The organism is Trichocoleus sp. DQ-U1, from assembly GCF_039961925.1.
GTDB lineage: Bacteria > Cyanobacteriota > Cyanobacteriia > Cyanobacteriales > FACHB-T130 > FACHB-T130.
The window spans coordinates 24504-34149 of record NZ_JAMPKB010000061.1 but is presented as its reverse complement, the minus strand read 5'-3'; the positions used below and the strand labels follow the sequence as shown (position 1 = coordinate 34149).

The 9646-nt window shown below is 45.0% G+C and carries 10 protein-coding genes; 5 read left to right on the top strand and 5 right to left on the bottom strand.

The genetic code is table 11. The annotated features are described in order from the left end of the window. Window positions 1-347: 347 nt before the first annotated feature. Complete coding sequence (locus NDI34_RS21140; RefSeq protein WP_190535634.1) at window positions 348-551, top strand: hypothetical protein; 204 nt, start codon at window positions 348-350, stop codon at window positions 549-551. Between the two features lie 7 nt (window positions 552-558). Here the strand turns inward: NDI34_RS21140 and NDI34_RS21135 are convergent, their stop codons facing one another. Further along, window positions 559-1488 carry a tetratricopeptide repeat protein gene (locus NDI34_RS21135; protein ID WP_348233730.1) on the bottom strand — a complete coding sequence of 310 codons (930 nt, stop codon included), beginning with the start codon at window positions 1486-1488 and terminating at the stop codon, window positions 559-561. 565 nt (window positions 1489-2053) lie between these two features. Here NDI34_RS21135 and NDI34_RS21130 point away from each other — a divergent pair. The 3 genes from NDI34_RS21130 (at window position 2054) to NDI34_RS21120 (ending at window position 4928) form a co-directional block, all read left to right on the top strand. Next, window positions 2054-3481: an aspartate ammonia-lyase gene (locus NDI34_RS21130; RefSeq protein ID WP_348233729.1), complete on the top strand. Its 1428-nt coding sequence runs from the start codon at window positions 2054-2056 to the stop codon at window positions 3479-3481. 59 nt (window positions 3482-3540) lie between these two features. Then, window positions 3541-3843 (top strand): hypothetical protein, encoded by a 303-nt coding sequence (locus NDI34_RS21125; RefSeq protein WP_190410808.1) that lies wholly within the window; start codon window positions 3541-3543, stop codon window positions 3841-3843. Window positions 3844-3965: 122 nt separating this feature from the next. Continuing rightward, window positions 3966-4928: a DUF362 domain-containing protein gene (locus NDI34_RS21120; RefSeq protein ID WP_348233728.1), complete on the top strand. Its 963-nt coding sequence runs from the start codon at window positions 3966-3968 to the stop codon at window positions 4926-4928. A 263-nt stretch (window positions 4929-5191) separates the two neighbouring features. Here NDI34_RS21120 and NDI34_RS21115 read toward each other — a convergent pair whose 3' ends face one another. After that, the gene (locus NDI34_RS21115; RefSeq protein ID WP_348233727.1) at window positions 5192-5437 is read right to left on the bottom strand and encodes an HNH endonuclease; all 246 of its coding nucleotides are present in this window, start codon (window positions 5435-5437) and stop codon (window positions 5192-5194) included. A gap of 33 nt (window positions 5438-5470) precedes the next feature. Between NDI34_RS21115 and NDI34_RS21110 the strand changes: the two genes are divergently transcribed. After that, a complete protein-coding gene (locus tag NDI34_RS21110; RefSeq protein WP_190410805.1) occupies window positions 5471-5764 on the top strand; it encodes a DUF4090 family protein in 294 nt (97 codons plus the stop codon). A gap of 60 nt (window positions 5765-5824) precedes the next feature. On the opposite strand, the gene NDI34_RS21105 is transcribed toward NDI34_RS21110, so the two are convergent. The 3 genes from NDI34_RS21105 to NDI34_RS21095 form a co-directional block, all read right to left on the bottom strand. After that, entirely contained in the window at window positions 5825-6232 is a 408-nt protein-coding gene (locus NDI34_RS21105) for a KGK domain-containing protein (RefSeq protein ID WP_348233726.1), read from the bottom strand. 161 nt (window positions 6233-6393) lie between these two features. Further along, a complete protein-coding gene (locus NDI34_RS21100) occupies window positions 6394-6972 on the bottom strand; it encodes a pentapeptide repeat-containing protein (RefSeq protein WP_348233725.1) in 579 nt (192 codons plus the stop codon). A 168-nt stretch (window positions 6973-7140) separates the two neighbouring features. Next, complete coding sequence (locus NDI34_RS21095; RefSeq protein ID WP_348233731.1) at window positions 7141-9570, bottom strand: dynamin-like GTPase family protein; 2430 nt, start codon at window positions 9568-9570, stop codon at window positions 7141-7143. Window positions 9571-9646: the final 76 nt, after the last annotated feature.

Sequence of the window (9646 nt, the reverse complement as noted above, 5' to 3'; positions counted from 1 at the left end):
AACAAGTCTTTGAGCCGCTCCCATTGGTCATCGCGCAGGGCATACCGTCGTGTCATTGCTCAGCCTTTTCTTCTCTCTCTTGCTCTAGCTTATCTAATTGATGACACGCCCTAGTGAAAGCCGCTTAATCTAGCAATCCGCCTACCAACGGCTGCGTTCATACAGACGGTTTGGATCCCTTCATTTGTTGCCGTTCAGCGACGCAGAGATGTCTGCTACTGTCGTCCCGCTTGGCGCATTCATACATTAGGATGCACCAAAAGGAAGGTTATAACGTGTATTTGAATGACTGTGAGGAAATGGTGAATTAACTACTGGGACGAACAGGTAATCGTAAAAAATCAGCTGTGGCGGTTGGAAAATGTACCTGTAATCAAACCCAAAGTAGACGATTAGGTGACTTAGCGCTGTTCACATGGTTGGAGACAGCGGCAAGACCTTATACAGTGAAAGAACTGGTAGCGATCGCTAAAGAACCGCTTGATCGAACAGATGTCGGTAGGGTGGAGGCGTCTATCTCCAACCCTACATTGAAGGGGAATGAGCAATAAAACTGGATCAAAACCTGGATGCTTCTACCAGCGCCTCAAACAAATCCTGATCGCGAACTGCGTCAAAATCTGGGTCGTATTTCGCCATTTCCCGATATTTTTCCTCACTCAGACGAATCGCTTGTTGCAAGTTGTGGACTGTCTGCTCGACATTGCCCAGCAAAGCATAGTAGCAAGCTTTGTTATACCAAGCGGTGGGGTAGTCAGTCTGAAGTTGTAACGCTTTATCACAAGCAGCGATCGCTTCTTCGTAGCGAGCTAATTTCCCTAGAGCAATGGCTTGGTTGAACCAAGCTTTGTAGTATTCCGAATTAATTTCCAAACTTCTTTGGAAGCTAGAAATTGCCTTTTCATAAAGCCCCCAGTCATTGAGGGTAATGCCTCGGTTGTACCAAGCATTGCAGGAATCTGGTTTAAACTCAATCGCCCGGTCATAGCTATGAATCGCCTGTTCGTAATGATTGAGTTGGGCAAGAGCATTGCCTCGGTTGTACCATGCCCAGTAGGCGTCTGGACGCAGCTTCAGGGTGCGGTCAAAGCTGGCGACCGCTTTTTCATAGAAACCCCAGTCAATTAAGGTAATGCCCCGGTTGTGCCACGCAGCGGAAGCATCCGGGTTAAATTCTATGGCGCGATCAAAGCTATTAAGCGCCTGTTCGTAGCGACATAATTTCCCCAGCGCAATACCCCGGTTGAACCAAACCCAAGAAGCATCGGGTTGAATTGACAAGGCGTTGTCGAAGCTGGCGATCGCTTCTTCATGGCGACCTAAATTCCCTAGGGCAAAACCCCGCTGCGATAAGGCATCGGGGTAATTGGGTTCGCACTTGAGGGCGTTGTCTAAACAAGCGATCGCCGCTTCATATTTTGCCGACTGAAGCTGGCGTAGTCCTTGCTGGAAGAAGAATTCTGCTTCGAGAGTAATAGTTTGACCCATAGAATTTTGCATCTTACTTTAGGAGGATCTTGTATTTAAGATTCCCAAAACAATAACATAAGTCAACATCAAGACGGTAAATCCCTTTCTAAAATACATTCAAAGCAAGAACGATAAATTCCAGATGACCGCTGGGCAAGGGATTCAGCCGCTGGAGGCAATAAAAAATTTCCTTAAGCAGTCGGTACGGTAATCCTTATTTAACCTCTCTCTCACCTACTGGGTGCCAAGGGAGGACCGATAAATATTCTCTTCTATAAGAAATTGACTCTACTTCCCTCTCTCTTAGGGCAGGATTAGAAACCTTGGGCAGGGGTTATCCCATTTTAGATTTGGGATTTCAGATTCTGGGTGACACCAGTCTTGTCAGTAGACACTTCTAACAATTTATTTGTGCCGACCTTCAGGTGACATGGGATTTAGACGGATCTTTTCTCAGAAGGATTGCGCCGGTATTGCGTAATCCTTCTGAGAAAAGAATGCTGCCAAATCTGAAGACTGACTCATCGCATCCCCCAGCTAGACATGGGATGATCTCATCTAAAAGAATCCATAGACAACTAACATGAGTGAACAGATAGGTAGAACCTACCGCATCGAACGCGATTCAATGGGCGATCGCCAAATCTTGGATAACGTTTACTACGGGATTCAGACGCTACGGGCGATTGAGAATTTCCCGATTAGTGGAATTAAACCGTTGCCCACTTATATTGATGCTTGCGTACTGATTAAGAAAGCAGCAGCGATGGCAAATGGGGAACTTGGCTGCATTCCCCAAGACATCAGCCAGGTGATTGTCCAGGCGGCGGATGAAGTGCTTTCCGGGAAGTTCCGCGATCAGTTTGTCGTGGATGTCTACCAGGCGGGTGCGGGGACTTCGCACCACATGAATATCAACGAAGTATTGGCGAATCGGGCGCTGGAACTGCTGGGCGATGAAAAAGGCAATTACAAGCGCGTCAGTCCCAACGATCATGTTAATTACGGTCAATCGACGAACGATGTAATTCCCACGGCGATTCGGATTGGGGCGCTGGTGGCGCTGGAGAAGACACTGTACCCAGCTTTAGCCGATGCGATCGCTACTTTGGATAACAAAGCTGAGGAATTTCAAGATGTCGTAAAATCTGGAAGAACCCATCTGCAAGATGCTGTACCCGTACGCCTGGGCGAAAACTTCCGCGCTTGGGGGCAAATTCTCGCAGAACACATGATTCGCATCGAGAGGGCGTCTGAAGATTTAATGGCGCTGGGTTTGGGTGGAAGTGCGGCGGGAACTGGGTTAAATACCCATCCCCAATATTGCGATCGCGTTGCCCAATTATTATCAGAATTGATCGATCAGCCCTTGCGCCCAGCCCCTCATCTGATGGCGGCAATGCAGAGTATGGCACCTTTTGTCAGCGTTTCCGGTAGCCTGCGGAACTTAGCCCAGGATTGCGTCAAGATATCTCATGACTTACGGCTGATGGATTCCGGGCCAAAAACAGGTTTAAAGGAAATTCAGCTACCACCAGTACAGCCTGGATCGTCGATTATGCCGGGGAAATATAACCCGGTGATGGCAGAAATGACTTCGATGGTGTGTTTTCAGGTAATGGGGTACGATTCGGCGATCGCTTTAGCCGCCCAAGCAGGACAGTTAGAGTTAAATGTGATGATGCCGCTGATTGCCTATAACTTGATTCACAGTATTGAAATTTTGGGCAATACCTTAAGCGCACTGACGCAGCGTTGTTTGGAGGGAATTACCGCCAATCGCGATCGCTGCCTTGCCTATGCAGAAGGAAGCCTCGCCCTCGTCACTGCCCTCAATCCCCACATCGGCTATCTCAACGCGGCTGCTGTTGCCAAAGAATCTCTCGAAACTGGCAAATCCTTGCGGCAAATTGTCCTAGAACGAGAGTTGATGAGTTCCGAAGAACTAGCCAAGGTCTTAGACTTGGAGGAAATGAGTGCTATGTCAGGAGTGCAGCGTCCAGAGTTGTAGATACACCAAAATTTGCATCTATCCAAAACTCAAAACTTTCTAACCAGGAGTCTCGTTCTATGCATAGTCATGATGGTTTGACCCAGTTAACTTTTCACTATATTGATGGGCACACAGAATCCTTTACTATCTATGAGTCAGTAGAGGAAGGCTTAGAAACAAAGCAGGAAATTCGGCAAGAAGTCCGTCGGCTTTTAGATAAATCCTGGTGGATTCTCCACTTACCTGAAGAAACGGTTTTTATTAACACCGCCAATATTACCAAAGTTGAGGTGAAGCCCCCGATTCCTCACCTCCAGGGAGAAGATGTCTTCTCGAATGCCCAGCGGGTAACTGCCCTGACTCGTGGCAGCAATCGCTGAGAATTTGAGATTTTAGATTAAGAATTGCCAGGTCTTCATGAAGAATTGGAGGCTGGCAATTCTCACTTTAATTGATTCAAAATTCTTGTATTCGCTCAATCCTCAATTACAAACGCAGAATCATGAAACCTTCCGTTAGTTTAATTCGTGCGAATTCCTACGAGCGGCAATTATTGCGAGAATCCGTGGAAAGTTTGCTGGAACCCTTGGGAGGAATCAAAGCTTTTGTCAAAGCAGGCGATCGCGTTCTCCTCAAGCCCAATTTACTCACTGGCGGACATCCGAGTAAAGAATGTGTCACCCGTCCCGAACTGGTTCACTGTGTTGCCAAACTGGTACAGGAAGCGGGTGGCAAGCCTTTCCTGGGAGACAGTCCCGCGTTTGGCAGCGCGATGGGTGTGGCAAAGGCAAATGGTTATCTTCCCCTTATGGAAGAACTCAATTTGCCGCTAGTGGAATTTACAGGGAAGCGTTACGAAACCGTTAGCGAAGGGTTCAACCATCTGTTGTTGTGCAAAGAAGCAATGGATGCAGATGTAGTAATCAACCTGCCTAAACTGAAATCCCACTGTCAGCTAACGATGACAATGGGGGTCAAAAACTTATTCGGTTGCGTACCGGGAAAAATGAAAGCCTGGTGGCACATGGAAGCGGGGAAAGATAGTGCCCGATTTGGGGAAATGTTAGTAGAAACTGCAAGGGCAATTAATCCTACCCTAACGATTTTAGATGGGATTATCGGGCATGAAGGGAACGGCCCTAGCGGTGGCGAACCTCGCTTCCTAGGAATTTTAGCGGCATCGGCTGATGTATTTGCCCTGGATCGGGCGATTGTGGAAATTCTCAATGTAGATCCTCTCAACGTCCCTACTATGGCGGCTTCGATGAGGTTAGGACTATGCACAAATGTGGAGGAAATTGACTTTCCCCAACTGCATCCGGATGATCTAAAGGTGCTGGATTGGCAACTTCCTACTAACATGATGCCTATCGACTTCGCGATGCCTCGCGTGATTAAGTCCACGTTTAGGCATCTTTACATTCGGTTTATCAAGGAACCGATGAATGCCTACGCAGGACGATAAGAGTTTATCGATAAAAAAACTCGGTTTCTATAGAAATCGGGTTTAGAAAGCCATCAATAAACAATTTTGAGGCAGATTCGGTAAATTCTGTTACAGTAGGATACAAAATCATCAGCGTAATCTATTATCTACCCTCCGATTGCTTAGGAAGACCGCCCTGACTCATGCTAGAGGCGGTTTTTTTCTGCCCGTCAAATGATGGAGTGTTAGCAGCGCTGCGCGGACAGTATATTTTTAAAAACGAGTCTGGTGTGTTTTCTAGATTAAAGATCGAAATAACGCCGGAACCGAGGATCTAAATGGTTGGTTTTGCGCTGGTTACAAGGGAGACAGAGGGTTTGTATATTGCTGATGTCATTAGAACCGCCACGAGAGAGCGGTATGATGTGGTCAATCGTGAGGTTTGCTTCTAGCGCCGTTTTGCCGCAACTTTGGCACTGACAGCGATCGCGCTGAAACACATACTTCCTCACTTCTGCCGGGATGCGAATTCTGGGCGTTTTAGTCATAAAATGCTCTTGTAAACACGATCCCACGCTGCAATGAATCCAGACAATCAAACAACTACAGGCGCTGATGCGATTGATGTAGCGATCGCTCAGGGAATTGATTTTGACGGTTCCCCGATTCCAACACCCAAACTAGAATTATACACAAAAGTAATGGGGCTGGAAGCTGGGCGGCAGCGCAGCGGCGTATCCAATACGATGCGTTCTAGAATTGTTCGCATCGGCGCTAAGCATATTCCCCAAGAAGAACTCAACCAGATGCTAATCGACGCTGACTTCGCACCGCTGAAAGAGAAAGAAATCGCCTTTTACTATAGCGGTAAATAGTCCTAGTAATTGTATTTTTCCCCTAGATGAATGAAACTCTAGGGGACTTTTTTATAAGTTTTATTGCTTATCTTCTTGGCATCTTATCTTGCGGATCTCATCGAGTGGTGACTCGGTTTGGAGTATTTCTGATTCATCGATTGCTAGTCTTTCTGGAAATTCTGGCTCATCAGATATAAACTCTACAGTGAGTTTTAGCTTAATTTTTCCTTTTTGCCAGCCCTTCGCACCAATTCTCAGGATTTCACAATCTTTCCCTTCTTGAAACCACTTCCTGTTAACCTTATATGCGGCACCTCTATTGGGAACTTCATACATATGTGCATCTGTTATTCCAGAGGCTTCTAGCGATTCAATTATTGCATCTGCTACTTTTGCTATTGACGATGCGAATCCAGGCTTTACTTTCCCAATTTTGTAAAGTCCAGAGCCGAATGATATAACATCATCGTCGCCACATTTTTGCAAATAAGAGTTATATTCTATGTAACTTTCTATTTTTGGAATGTTGTTATGAACAATTTTACAGTCTGCCTTTTTTTATTCTGTCTTGAAATTGGCTTCAAGACAGAATAAAAAAAGGCGGTTTGCAAAAACCTCTACAAACTGTTGGTAAATTAGTAATCACTCTAAAACTTCGTCCCATCCAAGTCTGCACCAGCTAGGTCTATACCGCTTAGAATCGCACCAATCAGGGTTGCTCCACTAAGGTTCGCATTACTTAAATCGGCTCGGTTAAGGTCTGCACTGCTTAGGTTTGCTTTACTTAAGTTTGCATTACTTACGTCTGCTTGGCTAAGAACCGAGCCGCTCAAATTAGCCTTACTTATATCTGCTCCATCAAGCTCAGCTTTTGTTAGATTTGCACCGTTGAGAATTGCTTTACTCAAATTTGCATTATCTAGATGTGCGTCACTTAGATTAGCTCCAGATAAGTCGGCTCCAGTCAAGTTAGCACCACCCAAATTTGCCCCCTTTAAATTTGCATGATTGAGTTTAGCCTTACTTAAATCCGCATAACTTAAATCTGCTTCGCTAAGATTAGCTCCACTCATATTTGTCCAACTAAGATTTGCTGAGGACAAGTTAGAATTAGCAAAACTAATTTCAGTTAAACTAGTTTTACTAAAGTCCGCATCGCTTAAATGTTGGGAACTAAAATCTCTTTGTCCTGAATTGTATTTTTTTTTAACTTCATTAGCTTCCATGTCATTCCCTCCATTTAGTAGTATGTCGTTTTACTGTTATCTCTTTCTAAAGCTCTAGCTTGGGAAAGCCTATGGAGAAATCCAGCCTCTCGTTCAGCTTACGGCTAGAGGCTGGAACCTCCTAACTCGTTCTCAGGATCAAGCTGGAACAATTTATGTTGACAGGTATCAGATAGGGTCATCTGAACCTATCTCGAATTCTTCTGGCTCACGTAGAGGTATAGAATCAGCAATTACAGGCAGTTGACGATCGTACAATCCTATCGCTTGCAAACAACTATTGATACTTGCAACCGCAGAGTTGTAAGCTGCTATTTTTTGCTCAACTGCACTTTGCAAACGGCGATTGTTAGCAATTTTTTCCTCAGCTTCTTGCTCTAGTGTTTGCTCTAAATAAGCACGAGCTTGCGTATATTCCTGTAAGATTTTATCAGCTTGATGCGCTGCCATTGGCAATAAATTAGTTGTGAGAGTTTGATTAACGGTTGCCGGGAAACCGCTACTAATTGTTGCTTTAACTTTTGGCTCAAAATCTAACTTTAACAACTGACGAATTGCTGGTTCTGCTGCTATCATGCTTTCACAACCGTAGCTTTGGGAAGTTTGCAGCAACGTTTGCCGGAATTGATAGATTGAGAAAGTACCTTCATCGTAAAAGCGAGGACTTTCGCGGACATAACGATTGCATTCGTCACTTGCCGCATTGACTAAAGCATGATGAACCAGGTTTTCTATCTCTTTTAAATTTTGCTCAATCCCGCCATCATTACCAAGCAAACGATAAAGCTGGCGATAGTAATCAGATTTGCGAACTTGTTCAACTAAACGCTGAAATAGATTGGTAACTACTTCCTGGCAAGATTCTTTCAAGATATCTTCTAGTTGATTCGCCAAGTAATAAAGCGCCTCAACTAAAACAGCAATCAAAGGTGCTGTAGAATTGCGGGGATGGCTGAGGATAGCGCGACTATAAGCATCTGCAACCGAGAAAGTATCCAGCAACTCATCTAAACGCCGAACCATCCGAGATTGCAGTTGGCGAAAATCTGCCTCGAAAGCGCTAGATTGACTTGTTACAACCTGATTTAATTCTTCCGTAATATGCTGGTGAAATTCTTGACCAATTTGCTGTAACTGTTGGTTAAGGCGTTGTAATTCCTGCGTCTTCATCGCCTCAATTTCGCGGGGTTGACTATCCAAGTCGCGCAGCGCAGATTGGTAATATTTCTTCAGACTAATGCAGGCATCTTCGAGATCGTCAGCCAGATTCTTGAACAGTTGAGGACGCTTCTCTTTGGTAAGATAGTCTGTAATAGCAGCGCGAAACTCTTCTATTCCACTATCTTGAATTAACTGTCGAATGATAGGTGTACCTTGTTCAGCTAAAATCCGCACGTAATTTTCATTTGGGGATTCGTAGCTATTAACGGAAATTCGGAACTTGTTAGGAGGTAATTTTCCAGAATTCGCGCAGTAGTTATTAAAGGCTGTAACAAATTGTGGTGTTTCTTCTCGTTCATCCAAGCCTTTAACACTATCAGCAAAGACAGAATCTAAACCAAAGCGATCGCGTCCACTGGTCTGTTTAATCTGACTGCTGTAAAATCCTAATAGTCCGCTCGTTTTATAAACCCTAGTAGTATCTCGAAACTGAGCGATAATCAAACCGTCTAAACGTTGCCTTAACTGGCTATTATACCAAGTTTCATCGATACGGTTGAAGGCAAAGAATACGCGATCGCGTATCCCCGGATTTGAGCGCATTTTCTCCAGCAGTTCCGTTTCTTCCTTCGTCATGTCGCCAGCAGACGCGGGTTTGAGAACGCACACCACCGCTGACGTATCCGGATGTTCAATCTTAGCGTAGGTCAGTTGTGCGTCTTTCTCCACTGGCGCATCAATTCCCGGCGTATCAATAATCACATTTCCATCCCGCAACAGCGGATGATAACAGTAATACTCAATTCGCTTCAAAACCGCGCTGTTACTGCCACGACGAGCATAACCAGCCGCTTCCTTGAGATTGGAGAAATTAAATTGCTCCATTGAATATGTAGCATTATTAACTGTATTGATGCGATCGCGATTGGCAACAAATCCCTCCAACAACAACATCAGCGCATTCGCTTGTTTTGCTCTTTCTGATTTACTTTCTCCACCCTCAATCTCGATAATCGCTTGGCATCCATCGCTTAGCAATTGAATCACTTCAGATTGATTAATATTGCTAGCTGTCCCTAACCCCAGCATCTGAGATACCGCACTTGCCTGTTCCCGAATTTCCACCTCACTCAGAAACGTCAGCACCACTCGTTCTTTATCCGGTTCGGCGTACTCAATTTTACATTCCGTACCTGTAGCGTGTCCCTCTGCACTGTAAAGCAATTCCCGCTCTAACAGAGCGTTAATTAGCATCGATTTCCCCGCACTAAAAGCACCCGCAAATACAATCTCAAACTTAGGAGAAATCGCTTTTCCGAGGGATGTCTGTACGGGTGTAACATCTTGCGATCGCAGAGACGGCTCCTGATGCAACAGTTGTAGTATAGTCTCGACCTGTTCTTTCAGATTTTGACACTGAGGCGGCAATTCAGGCACAGTTTGCATCCTATCAATATAAAGTAGAAGCCTTTACGCATATTTTAGGAATGGCAATTCATGATGGGTATGATGG

Excerpts from the sequence above, each read along its gene's own strand:
- NDI34_RS21135 (WP_348233730.1), bottom strand. The coding sequence starts at position 1,488 with ATGGGTCAAACTATTACTCTCGAAGCAGAATTCTTCTTCCAGCAAGGA.
- NDI34_RS21130 (WP_348233729.1), top strand. The coding sequence starts at position 2,054 with ATGAGTGAACAGATAGGTAGAACCTACCGCATCGAACGCGATTCAATG.
- NDI34_RS21125 (WP_190410808.1), top strand. The coding sequence starts at position 3,541 with ATGCATAGTCATGATGGTTTGACCCAGTTAACTTTTCACTATATTGAT.
- NDI34_RS21120 (WP_348233728.1), top strand. The coding sequence starts at position 3,966 with ATGAAACCTTCCGTTAGTTTAATTCGTGCGAATTCCTACGAGCGGCAA.
- NDI34_RS21115 (WP_348233727.1), bottom strand. The coding sequence starts at position 5,437 with ATGACTAAAACGCCCAGAATTCGCATCCCGGCAGAAGTGAGGAAGTAT.
- NDI34_RS21110 (WP_190410805.1), top strand. The coding sequence starts at position 5,471 with ATGAATCCAGACAATCAAACAACTACAGGCGCTGATGCGATTGATGTA.
- NDI34_RS21100 (WP_348233725.1), bottom strand. The coding sequence starts at position 6,972 with ATGGAAGCTAATGAAGTTAAAAAAAAATACAATTCAGGACAAAGAGAT.